Raw genomic sequence first — 21124 nt, forward strand, 5'->3', positions numbered from 1 at the left:
GTCGCCTACCAGTCTATGGGGCGTGTCTGGCCGACGAGACAGCCGCCGGTGCCCAGCGCGGGGCGCTCCGCGCTGTGGTATCCGCCCGACGCGGGACCGTACTGCCCGACCAGGCACTCGCCCTGGAACAGCACCGAGAACTGCACCGAGTCCGCTGCGAGGTCGACCGTCGTGCGATCGGCCGTGACCTGCATCTGCGCCCGGTCGAAGCCGGCCGCAACCAGTGCGTCGATGAAGTCGCGCCCGCCGGCTTCCGCGTTCGCCGAGACCACGCCGAGGTTGACCGCGTCGAAGAACGCGAGGTTCTCGGCGGCCGACAGGTGCGGGCTGAGGGTCGGCGACGCCGCCGGTGCGGGCGCAGGCGTCTCGACCGGCTCGTCCGACGCATCCGTCACCGCGCTCGGCGCCGGGCTCGCGACGTGTGCAGAGCCTCCAGCCGCGCAGCCGCACGCACCCACGGCGAGTGCGAGTCCGGCGAGCGCCAGGACCGCGACGGTGCCGACACGCGCGGCCATGGCTCCCCTGTTCCGGCGACGCGACCGCCCGAGTCGTTCCGGCGGCGGCGACCGCCCGAGGCGAGTCTAGGTGGTGCCGCCGGCCGGTCGGCGTCGTGGAGTGGAGCGGGCGGCGGGTTCAGAAGACGGGTTCGAGCTGCGGGCGGTCCTCCCGAGCCCCGTCGACGTCGTCGTCGCCCGCGTCGATCTCCTCGGCGAACCCGTCGCGGGTGGAGAAGTCCTCGTCGCCGGCCGCGAGCTGCGGCGCGACGCCGGGCCACGTGTTCGACTCGCTCGTCGCGCTCGGCTGCTCGGTGTCGCCCGCCGCCTCGCGGCGCACCTTGGTGAGCGACGTGATGCCCCACGAGAGATCGTGCCCGATCGAGTCCGCCTCGATCTCGACGGCCAGGCCCGACTTCTCGCCGTTCTCCCACGAGCGGACCCGCAGCCTGCCGTGCACGACGACGCGGTCGCCCTTGTGCACCGAAGCGATGGCGTTGCTCGCGAGCTGGCGGAACCCGGAGACGGTGTACCAGTTGGTCTCGCCGTCCTCCCAGGTGCCCTTCGCCCGGTCGAAGTAGCGCCGCGTGGACGCCAGTCGGAACGACGCTATCGCGAGTCCCTGGGTCGTCACGTGCAGGCGCGGGTCGCTGCCCACGACGCCGGTGACGGTGATGGTGTCGGTCATGATGTGCTCCTCGAGTCGACGCCGCCGCGATTCGGCGGCTCGCGGCATCCGGAGCTGCTCGTGCCGGATCAGGCCCCGGATGCCGCGTCGCACCAGCATCCCCGTGCCGCCGCCGCGACGGAGGACGACGAAGCGCCCCCGTGCGGAGCATCCGTCACGGGGGCGCTGTCGAGGACGAGTCGCCAGTCGAGCAAGTCGCCGGTCGAGCAAGTCGCCGGTCGAGCGAACCGCCGATCGCGCGAACCGTCGATCGAGCGAACCGTCAGGCGAGCACGTAGTCGGCGTACGAGCGCCGGATCTTGTTCACCTTGGGCAGGGCGACCGCGAGGCAGTAGCCCTGGCCGGGGTTCTTCGCGAAGAAGTCCTGGTGGTACTCCTCGGCGCGGTAGAAGTCGCCGAGCGGCTCGATCGTCGTCACGATCTCGCCGGGCCACCAGTCAGTGGCACGCTCGCGCGCGGCCTCGAACTGCTCGCGCTGCGTGTCGTCGGCCGGGAACATCGCCGAGCGGTACTGGGTGCCGACGTCGGCGCCCTGGCGGTTGAGCTGCGTCGGGTCGTGCAGCGAGAAGAAGACATCGAGGATCACCTCGCGCGGGATGACGTCGGGGTCGAAGTCGACGCGTACGACCTCGGCGTGGCCCGTCGCGCCGGTGCAGACGGCCTCGTAGCTCGGGTTCGGCGTCGAGCCGCCCGTGTACCCCGAGACGACGTCGTCGACGCCCTTGAGTGTGCGGTAGACGGCGTCGAGGCACCAGAAGCAGCCACCCGCCAGAACGTAGCTTTCCATCGCCTTAGAGTAACGGGATGACCTTCGTCGCCATCCCCGAACGCTACGACCGCATGCGCTACAACCGGGTCGGGAAGAGCGGGCTCAAGCTTCCCGCGCTCTCCCTCGGCCTCTGGCACAACTTCGGCCACGACCGCCCGTTGGACACGCAGCGCGCGATCGTGCGCCGCGCCTTCGACCTCGGCATCACGCACTTCGACCTGGCGAACAACTACGGCCCGCCCGCCGGCAGCGCCGAGGAGAACTTCGGCCGCATCCTCGCAGACGACCTCGCGCCCTACCGCGACGAGCTCATCGTCTCCTCGAAGGCCGGCTACGAGATGTGGCCCGGGCCATACGGCGACTTCGGCTCGCGCAAGTACCTGCTCTCGTCGCTCGACCAGAGCCTCAGCCGCCTCGGCCTCGACCACGTCGACATCTTCTACTCGCACCGACCCGACCCCGAGACGCCCATCGAGGAGACGATGGGCGCGCTCGCGCACGCGGTGCGACAGGGCAAGGCGCTCTACGTGGGCATCTCGAACTACGACCCCGAGCAGACGCGTGCGGCCGCCGCCGCGCTCGAGGCCGAGGGCGTGCCGCTGCTCATCCACCAGCCGCGCTACTCGATGTTCGATCGCCACATCGAGGACGGGCTCTTCCCCGTGCTCGAGGAGGTCGGCGCCGCCAGCATCGTGTTCTCGCCGCTCGCGCAGGGCCTGCTCACCGACCGCTACCTGTCGGGCGAGGTGCCCGCCGACTCGCGAGCCGCGACGAGCCGCTTCCTCTCGGCCGAGAAGATCAGCGACGACTACCTCGAGCGCATCCGCGGCATCGACGCGGTCGCGAAGGAGCGCGGCCAGAGCATCGCCCAGCTCGCGCTCTCGTGGGTGCTCCGCGAGCCGCTCGTCGCGAGCGCGCTCATCGGCGCGTCGAGCGTCGCCCAGCTCGAGCAGAACGTCGCCGCCCTCGACGCGGCGCCGCTCGGCGAGGACGAGATCGCGCGCCTCGAGCCGTTCGCAGCCAACGGCACCGTGCTCGGCTGAGCCGCGACAGCCGCTCGCTCGGGGCGCTCGACCACCTGGTCGGGCGCCCCGTCGCATGCTCTCGGGTCCACCTGATCCGACGGTTGCGATGGATGTCGGTGGTCGAACGTATCTTCGAATCACACGCAGGGCCGGCCGCACGACGAGAGGAGCGCCATGTCCGCCACTGTCCTCACCGCACCCGTACCCGCACCCGTTCAGCCCTTGTCCACCGACCTCGACCCCAACGACGTCGAGTTCAGCGCGCCCGTGCCCGCCGTCGGCGCGGTCGCCCGAACCGTCGGCGCGCCGGTCGTCCGCGATCGAACGGATGCCCCGCCGGCCGCCCCGCGCGGCCTATCGATCATCACCGCAGCACCCGGGCTCTGGCGCGTGGCGCTCATCGGCGGTCCGGTCCTCGGGCACATCGAGCTGCGCGAGCGCGACGGCGAGGAGCGCTTCGTCGCGCGGCGCCTGCTCCGCGGGGGCCTGCGCTCGATCGAGCTCGGCGAGTTCTGGTCGCCGACGGATGCCGCGGAGTGCTTCCGCTGATCGGCGGGCGAGGCCGTGATCTGGGCACGCCGCGCCGCCTCGGCCGCAGCGCGGCCGACCGCCGGTAGCCTGCGCTCATGCAGTGGTGGAACGATCTCATCTCCTGGCTCACCTCGAGCGCCGCACGCCCCACGGTCTACGCGGGCATCGTGCTCTTCGTCGCGGTGCTCGTCGCCGGACTGCTCGCGTCGTGGATCGCCTCGATGGCCATCCGCCGTGTGGTCGCCCAGCGCGACCGCGAGGCGAAGAACGCGGCGATCGCGGCGCTCATCGACGCGGCCACCGAGGCCTCGGTGTGGAACTCGCTCACCCCGCAGGAGCAGGTGCTCGCCGACCGGGCGGTCGGGCAGGCCGACATCCTCGTGCGCCTGCTCCCGCTCAGGGGCGCGGACGTCGCCGCCAACTGGGCTTCCCACCAGCTCCACGAGCTCAAGCGCGCGTCCGCGACGTTCGGCTACCAGCTCGACCCCGCCGTCGTGGAGTTCCGCGACCGCATGCTCGAGTGGCAGCGACGACCTTCACGCACGCGCAAGCAGTTCCAGAACGACCTCGTCCGCTGGCGCTCGCAGCGTCAGGAGCCAGAGCAGGTGGCCGTCGAGGCGCAGGACACCTGGGTCGCCGGCCAGCACCACGAGCGCTACCAGTCCGCGGCATCCATCGAGGTCCGGGCCGACACCGCGCCGACCCCGACGCTCGACGACGCGCGGGCCTGAGCCCCACCGCCCACGAACGCCCCGAGGGCCCGACCGCACCGCGGTCGGGCCCTCGTCGTCGAACGGCGGAACGCGCTCAGATCCACCAGTCGTCGAACATCGACACCGGCACGGCGCGCTTGTGCCGCGTCTGCAGGAAGCGCTGCTCGATCCGCTCGGCGATCTCGGGATCGATGTCCTGGCCCTCGAGGAACGCGTCGATGTCGTGGTACTTGAGGCCGAGGTTCGCCTCGTCGGACTGGCCCGGGTCGTGATCGAGCAGGTCGGCGGTCGGCACCTTGAGGTGGATGTCCTCGGGCGCCTCGAGGTACTCGAGCAGGGCGCGGCCCTGCCGCTTCGTCAGCCCGGTCAGCGGGAGGATGTCGGCGCCGCCGTCGCCGTACTTGGTGAAGAAACCGGTCACCGCCTCGGCCGCGTGATCGGTGCCCACGACGAGCAGGCGACCCTCGCCGGCGATCGCGTACTGGGCGACCATCCGCATTCGGGCCTTGACGTTGCCCTTCCCGAAGTCGCTGAGCGCCGTGCCCACGCCCTCGCCGTACTCCTCGGCGAGCTCGTCGACGCTCTCCTTGATGTTGAACACGACGGTCTCCTGCGGGCGGATGTAGGCGAGCGCCACCTGGGCGTCGGCCTCGTCGCGCTGCACGCCGTAGGGGAGGCGCACGGCGATGAACCGGGCCTGGTCGCCCTCCTCGACGAGCTCCTCGACGGCCTTCCGGCAGAGCATTCCGGCCAGGGTCGAGTCCTGTCCGCCGCTGATGCCGAGCACGAAGCCCGCCGCGCCCGACGTGCGCAGGTAGGCCTTCAGGAAGTCGATCCGAGCACGCACCTGCTCGGCGGGGTCGATGACCGGACTGACATTGAGTTCGGCGATGATGCTCGCCTGCACGTCGCGCATTCCTCGACGATACAACCGCCGTGTTTCCGGGGCGAGACGACGGGTCCGCGGCATCCGAGTGCTCGACGTCCGACCCGCCCGCCCCTCCAGTAGCATCGCGACTGGGGCGGCCATCGCCGGAGGGACCTGGGGGCGGACATGGAAGTCGACTACTCGCTGGGGACGCTGGTCCTCATCCCGGCCATCGCGGTGGTGGCGCCACTGCTCGTCCGTGGGCTGGGACGCTGGGTGGCGATCCCGCTCGTCGTGTTCGAGATCGTGCTCGGCCTCGTCTTCGGGCCGGCTGTGCTCGGCTGGATCCAGCCCGGGCCCTTCGCGCAGGCGTTCTCGGACTTCGGACTCGCGATGCTGTTCTTCCTCGCCGGCAGCGAGATCGACTTCCGCGCCATCCGTGGCCGTCCCATCGGCCGCGCCGCGATCGGCTGGATCGTCTCGCTCGCCGCCGGCTTCGGCATCGCCGTGCTCTTCGCGCCGAGCCTCGGCGCGGCGGCCTTCATCGGCATCGCCCTGACCTCGACGGCGCTCGGCACGATCATGCCCGTGCTGCGCGACTCGGGCGACCTGCGCACGCCGTTCGGGACCGCCGTCATCGCGCTCGGCGCCATCGGCGAGTTCGGGCCGCTGCTCGCGATCTCGCTCTTCCTCAGCGGCCGTTCCCCCCTCGTCGCGACCCTCGTGCTGCTCGGCTTCGCCGTCGTCGCGGCCGCGGGCATCTGGCTCGCCACACGCGATGTGCGTCATCGCGTGCATCGCGTCATCACGGCGACGCTGCACACGAGCGGCCAGTTCGGCGTGCGACTCGTGGTGCTTGTGATCATGGCGCTCGTGACGCTCAGCCTCGCACTCGACCTCGACATGCTCCTCGGCGCGTTCACGGCCGGCGTCATCTACCGGCTGCTGCTGTCGGGAGCGCCGAAGCACGACATCGAGATGATGGAGAGCAAGGTCGAGGCGCTCGGCTACGGCTTCTTCGTGCCGATCTTCTTCATCTACACGGGCGTCACGTTCGACCTCGACGCCCTCCTCGCCGATCCGCGCACGCTCGCGCTCGTGCCGATCTTCCTCGTGCTGCTGCTCGTCGTTCGCGGGCTGCCGTCGCTCCTCGCGGCGCCCGCGGGGTCGAGTGTGCGCGATCGGGCGGCCATCGGCCTGTTCGGCGCGACCGGCCTGCCGATCATCGTCGCGGTCACGGCCATCGGCGTCGACGCGGGCGACCTCGCCAGCGGCACCGCCTCGGCGCTCGTCGGCGCGGGCATGCTCTCGGTCCTGCTGTTCCCGCTCATCGCGCTGGCGCTGCGCAGGCGATCGCCGGATGCCGCGGCCCGCACGCGCGAGGACGATGCCTTCGTGCCCACCGAGGGGTGACCCAGCACGGCCCGGTATGCTGGCGTGGCCGGCCCCCGTAGCTCAGCGGATAGAGCAGCAGCCTTCTAATCTGTCGGTCGCAGGTTCGATTCCTGCCGGGGGCACCGTCACGCCGACTCGTCGTACCGCAGGTCAGCCCGTTCGCGCGGGCGGAACCGCGCAGCGAAGTCGCGATCGTTCGGCACCCACACGCCGTCCCAGAGCCGGTCGTGATCGTCGCCGGCCGCCCGGTCGCGGGACTTGCCCCGCGCGGTCGCGGTGTCGAGGTCCACGTCGATCCAGACGCCCAGGTCGATCAGTCCGTCCAGGTCGGGATGGAGGATGCCGACCGCATCGACCACGAGCAGGCCGGCGTCGGGCAGCGGCTCGCTCGGCAGGAGCTCCGACGTGGCCCAGTCGTAGCGGCGGAAGCCACCCGGCGAGCCCGCTCGGAACGGCTCGAGCACCTCCGCGCGCAGGCGCACGCGATCGACCATGGCCCAGTCGGGCGAGCGCTCCCCGGCGCGCGACGGCACGATGAAGTCGTCGCCGCGCAAGCGGACGGCGCCGGGCACGGCCTCGACGAGGCGCCGGGCGAGCGTGGACTTCCCCGCGCCCCCGAAGCCCGAGATCCCGACGACGGCCCGCGGCATCCGCGATCGCAGCTCGTGGGCCGCGCGCACGAGGTCGTCGAAGGAGGCCATCGCGCCAGCCTACGAGCAACGCGCCGCACGAGGCATCCGTCGTCGATTCGCCCGCGACGACCCGTGTGACGAGCACACCGGGCGGAGGCCGGCGTGTCCGACGCCCCCGGTAGACTCGCCGCATGGCAACCTCGAGTGACCGACTGGTCTGGATCGACTGCGAGATGACCGGGCTCGACCTCGAGGTCGACGAGCTCGTCGAGATCGCCGTCGTCATCACGGACTACGACCTCAACCCCGTCGACGCCGGGCTGAGCATCGTGATCAAGCCCGATGCGAGCGCGCTCGAGAACATGGGCGAGTTCGTCCGCGCCATGCACACCGAGTCGGGGCTCATCGAAGAGATTCCCAACGGCGTGAGCGTCGCCGAGGCCGAGTACGAGGTGCTCGAGTACGTGCTGAAGCACGTCCCCGAGGAGCAGAAGGCTCCCCTGGCCGGCAATTCGATCGGCACCGACCGCGGGTTCATCTCGAAGTTCATGCCTCGGCTCGACTCGCACCTGCACTACCGCAACGTCGACGTCTCCTCGATCAAGGAGCTCGCGAAGCGCTGGTTCCCGCGTGCGTACTTCAACTCGCCCGCCAAGAACGGCGGCCACCGCGCGCTCGCCGACATCCTCGAGTCGATCCGCGAACTGCACTACTACCGCCGCGCGATCTTCGTCGCCGACCCCGGTCCGTCGAGCCAGGAGCTGCAGACCCTCGCCGCCGCCGTGGTGGACGAGTTCGAGGCGAAGGTGTAGTAGTCTCTTACAGTTGCCTCGATCGCTTCGGCGGTCGACACATGGTGGGTATAGCTCAGTTGGTAGAGCGCCTGGTTGTGGTCCAGGAGGTCGCGGGTTCAAGCCCCGTTACTCACCCCAATTCCCCCCGCCACCGACGGGAGCAGTCGTGGAACTCGATGGCGAAGCGTTCGAGGCCCTCGTCGTCGACGAGCTCGACCAGCTTCCCGACGATATGATCGACGGCCTCGAGAACGTCGTGTTCGTCGTCGAGGACCGCCCCGAGGACGGCTCCCTCGACCTGCTCGGCCTCTACGACGGCTTCGCGCTGACCGAGCGCGACCGCTACGGCATGGGCGAGATGCCCGACCGCATCATCCTGTACCGCGAGCCGCTGCTGGCCGTCGCCGACGACGAGGAGCAGCTCCGCGAGGAGATCCACATCACGCTCGTGCACGAGATCGCCCATTTCTACGGCATCGACGACGACCGGCTGCACGAGCTGGGCTGGGCCTGAGCACCCGCCGGTTACGCTCTACGCATGACCTCCCCCGGCCGGATCATCGGCATCTCCGTCGGCGCCATCGCCATCCTCGCCATCGGCGTGTACGGCCCCGCGATGCTGCTCGGTCCGCTTCCCGACGTCACGGTCCGCACGACGTCCGCGGCCGCGGCTCCGGCCGAGGTCTCCGCGCTCACGCTGCCCGAGACGGGTGCCAGCGCCATCGCCGTCGTCGGCGACGACGACACCGCCGAGACGATCGCGACCGCCGGCGACCCGGCGGCGGTGCCGATCGGCGGCGCCGCGAAGCTCGTCACGCTGCTCGTGACGCTCGACTCGCTCCCGCTGCCCGCCGACGGCGCTGGCCCGGCCATCCCGATCGGACCCGAGGACTACGTCGACTACCTGCGGTACTCGGGCGAGGGCTCGCGTGCACTGCAGGTCTCCCCCGGCGAGACCTGGACCCAACGCGACGTCGTGCGTGCCGTCCTGCTCGCGTCGAGCAACAACCACGCCGACACGCTCGTGCGGTGGGCGTTCGGCTCGCCCGACGCGTACGTCGAGGCCGCGAACGCGTGGCTCGCGGAGCAGGGCTTCACCGGCACCCGCGTCGACGACGCGACCGGACTCTCGGGCGACAACGTGGGCACCGCCGACGAGCTCGCGCGCCTCGCGGCCCTCGTGCTCGCCGACGACCAGCTCGCGGCCATGCTCGACGACCCCGAGGAGGCGCCGCCCGGTGCGCGCGTCGTACCCGACCTCGTCGCCCGTGCCGACGACGGCGCCGTGCGCGCGATCACCCGCAGCTTCACCGACCAGGCGGCCCTGAGCTACGTCTTCACCACCGAGCTGCCCGCGGTCGAGGGCGTCGACGGCCTGCGCCGCATCACTGGGGCCCTGCTCCTGATGCCCGACTACGAGACGCTCGACCCAGCCGTCGCCGCCGCCGTCGACTCGGCCGCCGCGGCGTCAGCCCCCGTCACGGTCATCGCCGAGGGCACGCCCTACGCACGCGTGGTGGCGCCGTGGGGCGACGAGGCCGAGCTCGTCGCGTCGGTGAGCCGCACGGATGCCGCGTGGGGCGAGGCTCCGAGCGAGGCATCCGTCACCGTCGATGACTTCTCGACCGCGCCCGAGGGCCGGGAGGTCGGACGCGTGTCGGTGGCGACCGCGACGGGCGAGCTCGCCTCGCCGCTGCGGCTCACCGGCGACATCCGCGACCCCGGACCGGTGTGGCGGCTCACGAACCCCGCCACCGTCATCGGCGCGTTCCTCGCGGGTCAGGCGTCCTGACCCGACCGGGTTGCCGAGGTCGCGAACCGTCGAGCGATGACGTCAGTCGTTGTCGTCCTCGTCGAACTCCACCGGGTCGGAGTCGTCGGCGTCGAAGCGGAACCGGACTCGCAGCTGCCCGTTGACCTCGCGCTCGTCGACCGCGTCGTACCAGAACAGCGACTCGAGACCGTCGACGGCGGCCATCATGCCGACGCGCGCCTCGGCCTTGCCCCCGACGAGGACGCGGTGCTCGAAGTCGCCCTCGAGCGGGCCGTCGATGAACTCGGCGACGTACTCTGCTGGACTCGTGTCTGCGCTCATGGCACTACGTTATCCCTCACCCTCGAGCGTGCACAGCCACCGCGCCCGCCGCGATGCCGGGCTCGATGCGTCCGTCGGGCGCCGCTCGGAGCCGCACCGTCGCCCACCGCTCGGGCGACGTGCGCCGCACGTGCCGTCGCCACTGCCGTTCCCACAGCTCCCAGTACGGGTCGTAGGCGCCGCGGTCGCGTCGGAGTGCCCGCCGCCTGCGGGTCGCGTCCGAGGCGTCGACCCAGACGCGCACGGCCTCGGCGGCGCGCGCGCCGGCGGTGAACGCGCCGCAGCCCTCGATGACGAGCCCGTTCCGTCCGGGCCGCACGTGCTCGAGACGGCCCGGTGCGTCGCGCGCCCAGTCCCAGCGGCGCCAGCTGCCGACGGCACCTCGCCGGGTCGGCGGCAGGAGGGTTCGCGCGAGGTCGCTGCCGGCACGTTCGAGCCCGGTCCAGCCGCGGTACACGTCGTCGAGCCGCACGAGGGTCGGCGCCCGCCCGGGCCAGCGTTCGATCAGCGCATCGGCGAGCGTCGACTTGCCTGCGCCGCTCGGTCCGTCGATGAGCACGACGGGTGCACGGATGCCGCGAGCCGCCGCGACCACGGCGGCCAGCGCCGAGGCGGCGGGCTCGCCGTCGTGCGCGCCGACGAGTCCGCCACCGGCGCCCGTTGCCGCGGCGTCAGGCCCAGATGACATTCCAGCTCCCCGTCGCGACGGCCGCGGCCGCCGAGATGGCCGCGACGACGCATCCGACCGCGATGACGACCCACTCGCGCCCGCCGAAGTGCGCGACCCGGGCCCACGTGCGAGCGCCGGGCGCCCCGAACCCTCGGGACTCCATGGCCGTGGCGAGCGTGCTGCCGCGCCGGATCGCGAGCACGAGCAGGGCGAACGCCTGGCCGAGTCCGCGCCGGATCACGCCGTGGTCGGCGATGCCCCGTGCGCGCCGCGCGAGGCTGAGCGTGCGCCAGTCGTCGATCGACGAGCCGACGAGACGCAGCGCCGCCAGCGCGCCGAGCACGAACCGGGCCGGCAGCCGGAGGGTCTGCGCGAGTCCGTCGGCGAGGTCGGTGGGGTCGATCGTGAGGAAGATCACGACCGCCGGCAGCGCGATCGCGATGACGCGGAGGGTGGTCGCGATGCCGATCTGCACGGAGCCCTCGGTGACGTGGATCACGCCGAAGTCCCACAGCACGGCTCCCGATGGAGCGCCGTAGAGCACCATGCTGATGCCCGTGAGCGGCGCGGCGATCCAGACGGGCAGGGTGCGTCGCGACCACAGCAGGCGGCCGAGCCCGACCGCCGAGAACAGCACGAGCTCGCACGCGATGGCGACGGCAGCCGACACGGCATCGAGCGTGAGCACCAGCACGATGCTCAGCGGCACGGTCGCGGCGATCTTCGCGACGGGGTTGATCGTCGCGAGGGGCAGCCCAGGGCGGATGGCGGCGATGCTCATCGGGTTCCTCCGCCCGACGGCAGCGCGACCGCACCGACCTCGAGGCGACGATCGGCGATCGCGTCGACGAAGACGTCGTCGTGGGTGACGGCGACGACCCCCACGCCGTCGTCGCGGAGATCGACGATCAGGCGCGCGAGCTCCCGCCACGTCGTGGCATCCTGCCCGAAGGTGGGCTCGTCGAGCACGAGCATGCGCGGGCGCGTGGCCAGTGCGCTCGCGACCGAGAGGCGGCGCTTCTCGCCGCCCGACAGCGTGAACGGGTTCGCCTCGGCGAGCCGCTCGAGGCGCAGCACGGCGAGGAGCTCGTCGACGCGGCGTGCGCGCTCGTCGGCCGGCAGCTTCAGCGCCCGCGGCCCCACCTCGAGCTCCGCGCGCACAGATCCCGTGAGGAACTGGTGCTCAGGGCTCTGGAACACCGTGCCGATGCGCGTGAGCAGGTCGCGAGAGCGCCAGCGCCACGGCTCGCCGCGGAGTCCCCGGGCGAGCTCATCCGACGGCTCGATGCGTCCACCCTCGGGATGCAGCAGCCCCGCCAGCGTGAGCGCCAGCGTCGACTTGCCGGCGCCATTCGGCCCGGTCACGGCGAGGATGCCGCCCGCATCGACGGTGACGTCAACGCCGCGCAGCACGGGCGAGCCGGGCACGCGGGCGACGTCGAGCCCCTCGGTCGTGAGCAGTGGACGCCCCGCCGAGACGTCGCGCGCGGGCGCGCGCCAGGGCACCTCGTCGGGGAGCCAGACGCCGGCGGCCCGGAGCTCGGCCGCGCGTGCGGCGAGCACCGGTTCCGGCGCGCCGTCGGCGAGCAGCCCGCCGCCCGCGCCGAGGACCACGATGCGGTCGACTGCCGGCAGCCACGTGGACACCCGATGCTCGATCACGACGAGCGTCGCGCCGGTCTCGTCGGCGACGCGCACGACGGCGTCGCGCACCTCGCGCACACCCGAGGGATCGAGGTTGGCGGTGGGCTCGTCGAGCAGGATGAGCCCCGGCCGCATGGCGAGCACGCCGGCGAGGGCGAGTCGCTGGCGCTGGCCGCCCGAGAGCTCGGCGGTGGCGTGGTCGAGCGGCAGGTCGAGTCCCACCCCGTCGAGCGCCGCCCGCACGCGTGGCCAGATCTCCTCACGGGCGACGCCGAGGTTCTCGAGGCCGAACGCCACGTCGTCGCCGAGCCGTGCCATGACGACCTGGGCGTCGGGGTCCTGCAGCACGAGGCCCGATCGGCCGCGCGCCGCCACCGCCGGTCGTCCGTCGACGAGCAGCTCGCCGAGGACCTCGCCCTCGTCGTCGCCGCCGAGCACGCCCGCCATGCCGTGCAGCAGGGTCGACTTGCCCGACCCCGAAGCGCCGAGGAGCAGCACGCGCTCGCCCGGCCGGATCTCGAGGTCAAGGCTCTGCACGGCGGGCAGTCGCCGCGCGCCGTGCCGCCAGCCCCACCCGCGCGCGACGACGGAGGCCGCGCCCGGCGACGACGCATCACGCGTCGTCATGTCAGACCGTCCGCAGCTCGCGTCCCGCGGCGAACCGGTCGAGCGCGCCCGCCCTGGCGAGCCCGCGCACGGCAAGCCACGACAGCCCGCCCGCGATGACCGCGCCGCCGACGACCGCCGAGATCGTGTAGACGATCGCGAACGTCGGTGCGGCACCGGCGTACCAGAGGATCAGGTCGTTGATCGCCATCGCGAGGCCCGCGCCCGCGCCGGCCAGCAGCGCGACCGGCAGTCGCCAGTTCCGGTACAGGAAGATCGCGAAGACGAGCTCGGCGCCGAGACCCTGCACGAGTCCGGCCTCGATCGTGAGCAGGCCGCCCCACTGGCTGCCGATGAGCGCGGACACCACGGCCGCGACGAGCTCGGTGTAGATCGCCGCGCCGGGCTTGCGGATGATGAGTCCGCCGAGGACGCCCGCGATGAGCCACACGGCCGCCGGTGCGGCCTGCAGGCCCGGGAGCAGGGCCTCGATGGGTGCCGAGATCGGCCCCCAGACGACGCCCCACGCCCAGAAGACGACGCCGACGGCGACGCCGATGACGCTCGCGACGACGATGTCGACGACCCGCCAGCGGAGTCGACGCTCGCCGGTGCGCGCGGTGGAAGCGGATGATGCGGTGGTTGCGTGCACTGTCGTGCCCTTTCGATTCGTGGAAAGAGGCACGGGATATGAGATGCGCTGCCCTCCCTGCGCTGGCATGACCCAGATCAGGTTCGACGGTCGAAGGTTGAGAACCTTCCTCTCAGCCCGGCTCACCGGACTCCCGTGTTCGAGACCGAGTATACGCGCGACGCAGAGCCCGACGTCGCCGCCGGGGACCGATGGCGCAGGTCAGTGCTTCAGCGCGCGGATGATCATCTTGAGGGCGCGCCCGGAGGCCCAGACGAGCGGCGTGGCCACGAGCAGGAGGCCGATCACGTTCGGTTCGAAGCGCACCTCGCCGCGGCTGCCGACGTATGCGCCGAGCGGAATGGATACCCCGCCGCCCCCGCCGCCACTGCCCTCGCCCTCGCCCTGCAGCTCCCTGCCGACGTTGCCCCCACCGCTGCCACTGCCGCTGCCGCCGCCGAAGCCGTACGCGCCGAGCGCCACCGGGATGACCTTCGTGCCCTCGACATCCACCGTCTCGCCGTAGGAGGTCTTCACCCCGACGCCCGAGACGGTCCCCGCCAGATCCAGTACGAGTTCAGCCATGCGGGCCACGCTACTCGCGGATGCCGCGGGCTACCACCCCCAGCCCGCGGCTGCGGCCTCGGCATCCTCGTCGTCGGCACCGGGGCCGGGTCGCCCGGGTCGCCGCTCGCCGCCAGGACGGACGAGCGCGGCGGGCCGCACCGCGCCCGTGCCGAACTTCGCGGTGACCTCGTCGATCGTGCGCTCGGCATCGCGCCACTCCTCGTCGGGGTCCCACAGCATCGCGCCGCTGCCGCTGGGCCGGAGGTGCTCGGCGCGCACGCCGATGAGGCGCACGCGCTCACCGTCGCCGATGAGCTCGCCCAGGGCGTCGGATGCCTCGTCGTAGATGCGGCGCGCGACATCCGTCGGCTCGGCGAGCGTGCGCGAACGCGTGACCGTGCGGAAGTCGCCGTAGCGCAGCTTGAGCGTCACCGTGCGGCCGACGAGCCCGCCCTTGCGCAGACGGACCGCGACGTTGTTCGAGAGCCGGAGGAGCTCGCGCCGGATCTCGATGGGATCGACGAGGTCGTGGTCGAAGGTGTTCTCATGGCCGATGCTCTTCTCGGTGCGCGTGGTGTGCACGTCGCGCGGGTCGATGCCGTTCGCGAGCTGCCCGAGGCGGGCAGCGAGCGCGGGCCCGACGGCGCGCTCGAGCGCCTCGTGCGGCATGGCGGCGACGTCGCCCACCGTGCGCAGGCCGAGGCGGAGCAGCGACTCCTCGGTGACCCGCCCGACGCCCCACAGCGCGGAGACGGGCAGCGGATGCAGGAACTCGACGGTCTGCGCCGCGGGCACGACGAGCATGCCGTCGGGCTTGGCCCGGCTCGACGCGACCTTGGCGACGTACTTGGTGGCGGCGACGCCGATCGAGCACGTCAGCCCGGTCTCGGCGTGCACCCGTTCGCGGATCGTCCACGCGATCTCGGCCGGGCTGCCGTGCAGGCGCCGCGCGCCCGACACGTCGAGGAACGCCTCGTCGATCGAGAGCGGCTCGACGAGCGGGGTGTGCTGCTCGAAGATGCCCATGACCTGCTTCGAGTACCTCGCGTAGCTCGCGTAGTCGCCGCGCAGCACGATGGCGTTCGGGCAGCGCTGCAGCGCCACCGACATGGGCATGGCGGAGTTGACGCCGTAGCGCCGCGCCTCGTAGCTGGCCGCGGACACGACCCCGCGGCCGGCGGTGCCGCCGACGAGCACCGGCTTGCCGCGCAGGTCGGGGCGCTTGAGGAGCTCGACGGACACGAAGAACGCGTCCATGTCGACGTGCAGGATCGGGGTCGCCGAATCGTCGACGGGGCCGGTGGTGACCTGCCGCGACGAGCCGTCCTGCTTGCTCATGCCCCGACCCTAGCGGCATCCGCCGTCATCGGCCGGGCCCCCGAATGCAGGACCCGGCCGACGATCGGCATGGATCAGAACCCGAAGTCGCCGCCGCCGAAGTCGCCGCCGCCGCCGAAGTCGCCACCGCCGAAGCCGCCGCCGTCGTACCCGCCGCCGTCGAAGCCGCCCGCGTCGCCCGACGCGTCCGCGCCGGCATCCGCGCCGGAGTCTCCGCCGGAGTCGCCCGCGTCTCCGGAGCCGTCGGCCCCGGCCTCGAAGCTCGACGGGTCGGGCAGGAACGCCTGCGCGATCGCCGATCCGACGACCACGCCGGCGATCGTGCCGAGCATGGAGGTCGCGAACATGCCGCCCATCGACGGACCCGCGACGCCTTGGCGGCGGCCCGCGGCATCCGCGTTCGCGAAGGCGCGCTCGACACTGCCGGGCTGGCGGAGCTCCTGACGCGTCGCCGCACGGGCGAGCGCCGACGGCTCGTCGGAGACGATCCGCTCGCCCGCCGGGGCCTGGTCGGCCAGCGACTGGTAGACGAGCCGGCGCTGCTCGGGCGACAGCTTCGCGAACGCCTCGGCGTGCACCGCCTCGATCGACTCGGGCGGCGCGGTGCGGAGCAGGTAGCGGTAGCGCTCGACGGCCAGCTCGTCCTCGCTGAGCTGGCGTGCGGGCGGAACGGGCCGGGCGGGCTCCTCCGCCCGGTCGTCGGTGCCGAACAGTCGGTCCAGGAAGCCCATGGTGTCCTCGTCAATCGTCTCGGGGGACGACCACTCTATGGGTGCCGGCATCACGCCACCTGTGAGTCGACGGATGCCGCTGCGCCGGGCCGCCCGCACGCGGCATCCGCCACCGACTCGCCCGTCTGCCCCGGGCGCTGCACGCCCGCGATCGTGCGAGACTTGCCGTAGGCCAGCCAACGTCGGAGGGGCCGTGACCGAGTCGAGCGTGACGCATCCCGACGCTTCCGCGCGCGATCGGACGCCCCGCGACCCCGCGATGGACCTCGTGCGGGTGCTCTGCGTGGTGCTCGTCGTCGCCGGGCACCTCCTGATGATCGGCGCTTCGATCGTGCCCGGCCGCGGGCTCGTCGTCGAGCGCACCCTGCTCGAGACGCCATGGATCGGGCCGCTCACCTGGATCGCGCAGATCATGCCGCTGTTCTTCGTGGTCGGCGGGTTCGCCGGGATCGGCGCCTGGCGACGGCTCGAGGCATCCGGCGGAACGGCCTCCGACTACATCCGGTCCCGCATCCTGCGGCTGGCCCGGCCGTCGATCGCACTGTTCGCCGCCCTCGCGATCGGGATCCTGGCCATGCACCTCACGGGCGTCGACCCCATCTCGATCCGGCTCATCGGCCTCGGCATCTCGGCGCCGATCTGGTTCCTCGCGGCGTACGCGTTCGCGCAGGCGTACCTGCCCGGGCTCGCGACGTTCCACGCCCGTGCGCCGTGGTGGACGCTCGCCGCACTCGCCGTCGGGGCGCTGGCGTGCGACGTCCTGCGGTTCGCCACCGGCTTCGAGGCGCTCGCCCTGCTCGACATGACCTTCGTGTGGCTCTTCGCCCAGCAGCTGGGCTTCTGGATCGCCGACGGCTGGTTCGCGCGGCGCTCCCCCGCGACCATCGCCGCGATCGGCGCGGGAGCATACCTCGTGCTGTTCGGGCTCGTCGGCCTCGGCTACCCGGGCAACATGCTCGACAACCTGTGGCCACCGACGTTCGCGATCGTCGCGCTCGCGGTCGGGCAGACCTGCCTGCTCGTGCTCGCGCATCCCGCGCTGACGAAGCTCGTCGCCCTGCGCTCGGTGCGGGTCGTGGTCGCGGTCGTCGGCGCGCGGCTGATGACCGTGTACCTCTGGCACGTGCCCGTGCTCGCGCTCGTGATCGGCCTGCTGCTGCTCACCCCGCTGCCGGCGCCGCCCGCCGGATCACCGGCGTGGTGGCTGACCCGGCCCGGCGTGCTCGTCGTCATGATCGTCGTGCTGGCCGGGATCTCCGCCGTGCTCGGGCGGCTCGAGCGACCGTCGCCGCCACCGAGGCAGCGCCCGTCGGATTGGGCGACGGGGCTGGCGTCCGCCTGCATGGTGCTGCCGCCGTTCGCCGTGCTCGTGTGGGGGCTCGACTTCATGGTCGCCGCGTGCAGCGCCCTCCTGCTGACGGGCGCCGTGCTGCTGCTCAATCCGCTGCCGGCGCGAGCGCGCGAGCGGGATCCGAGCGCGGTCACGCCCTAGGCGCGAGCCGCCCGCGGGAATGCTCGCGCCCGGGCGCACGGCCCAGTCGGTCGCCGGATGCTACGCGTCGGTCGCCGAGGCGCGCTCGAGCACGAGCTCGCGCACGCGCGCGGCATCCGCTTTGCCCTGCATGGCCTTCATGACCGCGCCGATGACCGCACCGGCGGCCTGCACCTTGCCGTCGCGGATCTTCGCCAGCACGTCGGGCTGCGACGCGAGCGCTTCGTCGATGGCGGCCACGAGCGCGCCGTCGTCGGATACGACTGCGAGCCCGCGGGCGTCGACGATCTCCTGCGGCGAGCCCTCGCCCGCGGCGACGCCCTCGAGCACCTGCCGGGCGAGCCGGTCGGTGAGCGTGCCGGCGTCGACGAGGGCGGCCAGCTCGGCCACCTGCGCGGGCGACGCGAGCGACGCGGCATCCGTGTCCTGCGCGTTCGCAAGGCGGGTGAGCTCACCGGTCCACCACTTGCGTGCGGCGGCGGGCGTGGCGCCCGCGGCGACGGTCTCCGCGACCTCGACGAGCAGGCCGCCGTTCACGACGTCCTGGAATTCGAGGTCGGTGAAGCCCCACTCGGCCTTCAGGCGACGACGACGGGCGGCGGGCGGCTCGGGCAGGGCGGCCCGGAGCTCCTCGACGAGCTCCCGCGACGGCACGACCGGGAGCAGGTCGGGCTCGGGGAAGTAGCGGTAGTCGTCGGCGTCCGACTTGGGGCGGCCCGGGCTCGTGGTGCCCGAGTCCTCGTGCCAGTGCCGGGTCTCCTGCGTGATGCTGCCGCCCCCGGCGAGGATCGCGGCCTGCCGCTGGATCTCGTAGCGCACGGCGCGCTCGATCGAGCGGAACGAGTTCACGTTCTTCGTCTCAGTGCGGGTGCCGAGCTTCTCGGAGCCGCGCGGGCGCAGCGACACGTTCGCGTCGCAGCGCAGGTTGCCGCGCTCCATGCGCGCGTCGGAGATGCCGAGCGCGATCGCGATGTCGCGGATGGTGGCGACGTAGGCCTTGGCGAGCTGCGGCGCGTCGGCCTCGGCGCCGAAGATCGGCTTCGTCACGATCTCGACGAGCGGCACCCCCGCACGGTTGTAGTCGACGAGCGAGTACTCGGCGCCGTGGATGCGTCCGGTGGCACCGCCGACGTGCGTGAGCTTGCCCGCGTCCTCCTCCATGTGCGCGCGCTCGATCGGGATCTGGAACACCCGGCCGTCCTCGAGCTCGACCTCGACGCTGCCCTCGTAGGCGATGGGCTCGTCGTACTGCGAGATCTGGTAGTTCTTCGCGAGATCGGGGTAGAAGTAGTTCTTGCGCGCGAAGCGGCTCGACTCGGCGATCGAGCAGCCGAGCGCGAGGCCCAGCGAGATCGAGGAGCGCACGGCCTCGCCGTTCACGACTGGCAGCGAGCCGGGGAGCCCCAGGTCGACCGGAGCGACGAGCGTGTTCGGCCCGGCGCCGTGGAAGGCGGAGTTGGCCGGGTTCGGCGCCGGAGAGAACATCTTCGTCGTGGTGTTCAGCTCGACGTGCACCTCGAGGCCGATCACCGGCTCGAAGAGCTCGAGGGCCTTCTCGTAGTCCATCAGGTCGGCGCGGGCCATCAGACGGCACCCTCCTCGCTCGCGAGCATCTCATGGGTGGACAGGTCGGGCGCGCCCTCGAGGATCGGGGCGCCCCACTCGGCGAGCAGCAGCTGCTCGAGCGCGCCGCCGACGTTGTAGAGCCGTGCATCCTCGCGCGCCGGCGCGAGGAACTGGATGCCGACGGGCAGGCCGTCCTCGGGGGCGATGCCCGAGGGGATCGAGATGCCCGGGACGCCGGCGAGGTTCGCCGGGATGGTCGCGACGTCGTTGAGGTACATCGCCAGCGGGTCGTCGAGCTTCTCGCCGAGCTTGAACGCCGTGGTCGGAGCGGTGGGCGTCGCGAGCACGTCGACGTTCGCGAAGGCGGCATCGAAGTCGCGCTGCACGAGCGTGCGCACCTTCTGGGCGCTGCCGTAGTAGGCGTCGTAGTAGCCGGCCGAGAGCGCGTAGGTGCCGAGGATGATGCGGCGCTTCACCTCGGGGCCGAAGCCCGCCTCGCGCGTGGCGGCCATGACCTGCTCGACCGTGCCGCCGCCGCTCGGGGTGACCCGGAGCCCGAAGCGGACCGAGTCGAACTTGGCGAGGTTCGAGGACGCCTCCGCCGGGAGGATCAGGTAGTACGCCGCGATGGAGTACTCGAAGTTCGGGGCGCTGACCTCGACGATCTCGGCGCCGTTGCGCTCGAGCAGCGCCAGCGCCTCGTGGAAGCGCTGGCGCACACCGGCCTGGAAGCCGTCGGAGTCGAGCTCCTTCACGACCCCGATGCGGAGGCCCGAGACATCCGCGCGGCGAACGGCCTCGGCCATCGACGGCCACTCGGTGGGGATGGACGTCGAGTCGTGCGGGTCGTGGCCCGCGATCACGTCGTGCAGCAGCGCGGCGTCGAGCACGGTGCGCGTGACCGGGCCGATCTGGTCGAGCGAGGACGCGAGCGCGATCGAGCCGTAGCGGCTCACCGCGCCGTACGTCGGCTTCACGCCGACCGTTCCCGTGACGTGCGCCGGCTGGCGGATCGAGCCGCCCGTATCGCTGCCGAGCGCGAGCGGCGCCTCGAAGCTCGCCACCGCGGCGGCCGAGCCGCCGCCGGAGCCGCCGGGGATGCGCTCGAGGTCCCACGGGTTGTGCGTGGGGCCGTACGCCGAGTGCTCGGTCGACGAGCCCATCGCGAACTCGTCCATGTTGGTCTTGCCGAGCGGCACGAGGCCGGCCTCGCGCACCTTGCGCACGGGCGTCGCGTCGTACGGCGGCACCCAGCCCTCGAGGATGCGGGAGCCCGCGGTCGAGGGCATGCCCTCGGTGACGAGCACGTCCTTCACCGCGATCGGCACGCCGGCGAGCTCGCCGAGCGGCTCACCCGCGGCGCGGCGACGGTCGATGTCGGCCGCGGTCGCGAGGGCGCGCTCGGTGTCGACGTGGAGGAACGCGTGCACGGCGCCGTCGACGGCGCCGATGCGGTCGAGGTGGGCCTGCGTCGCCTCGACGGACGACACGTCGCCGGCGGCGAGGCGCGCGCCGAGCTCGGCGGCGGACAGGCGGATGAGGTCGCTCACTGCTCCTCCCCCAGGATCGCCGACACCACGAACCGCGAGTCGGCTGCCTCGGGCGCACCCGAGAGCGCCTGCTCGACGGACAGCACGGTGTCGCCCACGACGTCGTCGCGGAAGACGTTCTGCATCGGGATCGGGTGGCTCGTCGGCGGCACGTCGGGCGTGGCCACCTCGCTCACCTTCTCGACCGCCTGCATGATCTGGCCGAGCTCCGCCGTGAGGTGCTCGATCTCTTCCTCGGTGAGCGCGATGCGTGCGAGGTTCGCGAGGTGGGCGACCTGCTCCGCACTGATTTCGGACATGCTGCTCCGTCGTGTCGGGATGGGGA

At 72.4% G+C, this 21124-nt stretch carries 24 protein-coding genes, 2 tRNA genes and 1 riboswitch; of the genes, 10 read left to right on the forward strand and 16 right to left on the reverse strand.

The window, feature by feature from the left end:
• Positions 1–5 precede the first annotated feature (5 nt).
• The 3 genes from ACFVN5_RS10295 to msrA all read right to left on the reverse strand — a co-directional run bounded on the left by ACFVN5_RS10295 (position 6) and on the right by msrA (position 1969).
• Complete coding sequence (locus ACFVN5_RS10295) at positions 6–515, reverse strand: DUF6993 domain-containing protein (protein ID WP_376954977.1); 510 nt, start codon at positions 513–515, stop codon at positions 6–8.
• 118 nt (positions 516–633) lie between these two features.
• Positions 634–1182 (reverse strand): single-stranded DNA-binding protein, encoded by a 549-nt coding sequence (locus ACFVN5_RS10300; RefSeq protein ID WP_376954979.1) that lies wholly within the window; start codon positions 1180–1182, stop codon positions 634–636.
• Positions 1183–1444: 262 nt separating this feature from the next.
• On the reverse strand, positions 1445–1969 hold the full coding sequence (msrA, locus tag ACFVN5_RS10305; protein WP_376954980.1) for a peptide-methionine (S)-S-oxide reductase MsrA: 525 nt from the start codon (positions 1967–1969) through the stop codon (positions 1445–1447).
• A gap of 17 nt (positions 1970–1986) precedes the next feature.
• Here msrA and ACFVN5_RS10310 point away from each other — a divergent pair, with 17 nt between their 5' ends.
• The 3 genes from ACFVN5_RS10310 (at position 1987) to ACFVN5_RS10320 (ending at position 4238) form a co-directional block, all read left to right on the forward strand.
• On the forward strand, positions 1987–2994 hold the full coding sequence (locus ACFVN5_RS10310; RefSeq protein ID WP_376954982.1) for an aldo/keto reductase: 1008 nt from the start codon (positions 1987–1989) through the stop codon (positions 2992–2994).
• A 156-nt stretch (positions 2995–3150) separates the two neighbouring features.
• Entirely contained in the window at positions 3151–3525 is a 375-nt protein-coding gene (locus tag ACFVN5_RS10315) for a hypothetical protein (protein ID WP_376954983.1), read from the forward strand.
• 77 nt (positions 3526–3602) lie between these two features.
• Positions 3603–4238: a hypothetical protein gene (locus ACFVN5_RS10320; RefSeq protein WP_376954984.1), complete on the forward strand. Its 636-nt coding sequence runs from the start codon at positions 3603–3605 to the stop codon at positions 4236–4238.
• Positions 4239–4314: 76 nt separating this feature from the next.
• Here ACFVN5_RS10320 and nadE read toward each other — a convergent pair whose 3' ends face one another.
• The gene (gene nadE, locus ACFVN5_RS10325) at positions 4315–5136 is read right to left on the reverse strand and encodes an ammonia-dependent NAD(+) synthetase (RefSeq protein WP_376954986.1); all 822 of its coding nucleotides are present in this window, start codon (positions 5134–5136) and stop codon (positions 4315–4317) included.
• Positions 5137–5274: 138 nt separating this feature from the next.
• Between nadE and ACFVN5_RS10330 the strand changes: the two genes are divergently transcribed.
• Both ACFVN5_RS10330 and ACFVN5_RS10335 read left to right on the forward strand, forming a co-directional pair.
• On the forward strand, positions 5275–6501 hold the full coding sequence (locus tag ACFVN5_RS10330; protein WP_376954987.1) for a cation:proton antiporter: 1227 nt from the start codon (positions 5275–5277) through the stop codon (positions 6499–6501).
• Positions 6502–6532: 31 nt separating this feature from the next.
• A tRNA-Arg gene (locus ACFVN5_RS10335) sits at positions 6533–6605 on the forward strand.
• Between the two features lie 3 nt (positions 6606–6608).
• Here the strand turns inward: ACFVN5_RS10335 and ACFVN5_RS10340 are convergent.
• Positions 6609–7184: a uridine kinase gene (locus ACFVN5_RS10340; RefSeq protein ID WP_376954989.1), complete on the reverse strand. Its 576-nt coding sequence runs from the start codon at positions 7182–7184 to the stop codon at positions 6609–6611.
• Positions 7185–7306: 122 nt separating this feature from the next.
• Here ACFVN5_RS10340 and orn point away from each other — a divergent pair, with 122 nt between their 5' ends.
• From orn to ACFVN5_RS10360, 4 genes are all read left to right on the forward strand, one after another.
• A complete protein-coding gene (orn, locus tag ACFVN5_RS10345) occupies positions 7307–7927 on the forward strand; it encodes an oligoribonuclease (RefSeq protein WP_376954990.1) in 621 nt (206 codons plus the stop codon).
• Between the two features lie 44 nt (positions 7928–7971).
• Positions 7972–8047 (forward strand) — tRNA-His (locus ACFVN5_RS10350).
• Positions 8048–8075: 28 nt separating this feature from the next.
• Positions 8076–8423: a metallopeptidase family protein gene (locus ACFVN5_RS10355; protein WP_376954991.1), complete on the forward strand. Its 348-nt coding sequence runs from the start codon at positions 8076–8078 to the stop codon at positions 8421–8423.
• Positions 8424–8447: 24 nt separating this feature from the next.
• Positions 8448–9701, forward strand: coding sequence for a hypothetical protein (locus tag ACFVN5_RS10360; RefSeq protein WP_376954992.1), 1254 nt, complete (start codon positions 8448–8450; stop codon positions 9699–9701).
• Between the two features lie 42 nt (positions 9702–9743).
• On the opposite strand, the gene ACFVN5_RS10365 is transcribed toward ACFVN5_RS10360, so the two are convergent.
• The 8 genes from ACFVN5_RS10365 to ACFVN5_RS10400 form a co-directional block, all read right to left on the reverse strand.
• Entirely contained in the window at positions 9744–10004 is a 261-nt protein-coding gene (locus tag ACFVN5_RS10365) for a hypothetical protein (RefSeq protein ID WP_376954993.1), read from the reverse strand.
• A 16-nt stretch (positions 10005–10020) separates the two neighbouring features.
• On the reverse strand, positions 10021–10692 hold the full coding sequence (locus tag ACFVN5_RS10370; RefSeq protein ID WP_376954994.1) for an ATP-binding protein: 672 nt from the start codon (positions 10690–10692) through the stop codon (positions 10021–10023).
• Entirely contained in the window at positions 10676–11455 is a 780-nt protein-coding gene (locus ACFVN5_RS10375; RefSeq protein ID WP_376954995.1) for an energy-coupling factor transporter transmembrane component T family protein, read from the reverse strand. The genes ACFVN5_RS10370 and ACFVN5_RS10375 overlap by 17 nt, the downstream gene beginning before the upstream one ends.
• The gene (locus tag ACFVN5_RS10380) at positions 11452–12945 is read right to left on the reverse strand and encodes an ABC transporter ATP-binding protein (RefSeq protein WP_376954996.1); all 1494 of its coding nucleotides are present in this window, start codon (positions 12943–12945) and stop codon (positions 11452–11454) included. Before ACFVN5_RS10380 ends, ACFVN5_RS10375 begins: the two co-directional genes overlap by 4 nt.
• Before the next feature lies 1 nt (position 12946).
• A complete protein-coding gene (locus ACFVN5_RS10385; protein ID WP_376954997.1) occupies positions 12947–13576 on the reverse strand; it encodes an ECF transporter S component in 630 nt (209 codons plus the stop codon).
• A 37-nt stretch (positions 13577–13613) separates the two neighbouring features.
• A riboswitch (TPP riboswitch) is annotated at positions 13614–13723 on the reverse strand.
• Positions 13724–13777: 54 nt separating this feature from the next.
• Positions 13778–14140 carry a hypothetical protein gene (locus tag ACFVN5_RS10390; RefSeq protein WP_376954998.1) on the reverse strand — a complete coding sequence of 121 codons (363 nt, stop codon included), beginning with the start codon at positions 14138–14140 and terminating at the stop codon, positions 13778–13780.
• Positions 14141–14170: 30 nt separating this feature from the next.
• Positions 14171–15460, reverse strand: a complete 1290-nt coding sequence (locus ACFVN5_RS10395; RefSeq protein WP_376954999.1) for a DNA polymerase IV — start codon at positions 15458–15460, stop codon at positions 14171–14173.
• A 74-nt stretch (positions 15461–15534) separates the two neighbouring features.
• Positions 15535–16191, reverse strand: coding sequence for a hypothetical protein (locus tag ACFVN5_RS10400; RefSeq protein WP_376955000.1), 657 nt, complete (start codon positions 16189–16191; stop codon positions 15535–15537).
• A 193-nt stretch (positions 16192–16384) separates the two neighbouring features.
• Here ACFVN5_RS10400 and ACFVN5_RS10405 point away from each other — a divergent pair, with 193 nt between their 5' ends.
• The gene (locus tag ACFVN5_RS10405; protein ID WP_376955002.1) at positions 16385–17683 is read left to right on the forward strand and encodes an acyltransferase family protein; all 1299 of its coding nucleotides are present in this window, start codon (positions 16385–16387) and stop codon (positions 17681–17683) included.
• A 60-nt stretch (positions 17684–17743) separates the two neighbouring features.
• On the opposite strand, the gene gatB is transcribed toward ACFVN5_RS10405, so the two are convergent.
• From gatB to gatC, 3 genes are read right to left on the reverse strand one after another with little or no spacing between them, the layout of a single operon-like run.
• On the reverse strand, positions 17744–19267 hold the full coding sequence (gene gatB, locus ACFVN5_RS10410) for an Asp-tRNA(Asn)/Glu-tRNA(Gln) amidotransferase subunit GatB (RefSeq protein ID WP_376955003.1): 1524 nt from the start codon (positions 19265–19267) through the stop codon (positions 17744–17746).
• Positions 19267–20799: an Asp-tRNA(Asn)/Glu-tRNA(Gln) amidotransferase subunit GatA gene (gene gatA, locus ACFVN5_RS10415; protein WP_376955004.1), complete on the reverse strand. Its 1533-nt coding sequence runs from the start codon at positions 20797–20799 to the stop codon at positions 19267–19269. The genes gatB and gatA overlap by 1 nt, the downstream gene beginning before the upstream one ends.
• Positions 20796–21098 carry an Asp-tRNA(Asn)/Glu-tRNA(Gln) amidotransferase subunit GatC gene (gene gatC, locus ACFVN5_RS10420; RefSeq protein ID WP_376955005.1) on the reverse strand — a complete coding sequence of 101 codons (303 nt, stop codon included), beginning with the start codon at positions 21096–21098 and terminating at the stop codon, positions 20796–20798. Before gatC ends, gatA begins: the two co-directional genes overlap by 4 nt.
• Positions 21099–21124 lie beyond the last annotated feature (26 nt).

Source organism: Agromyces sp. NPDC057865, assembly GCF_042796995.1.
Taxonomy (GTDB): domain Bacteria; phylum Actinomycetota; class Actinomycetes; order Actinomycetales; family Microbacteriaceae; genus Agromyces.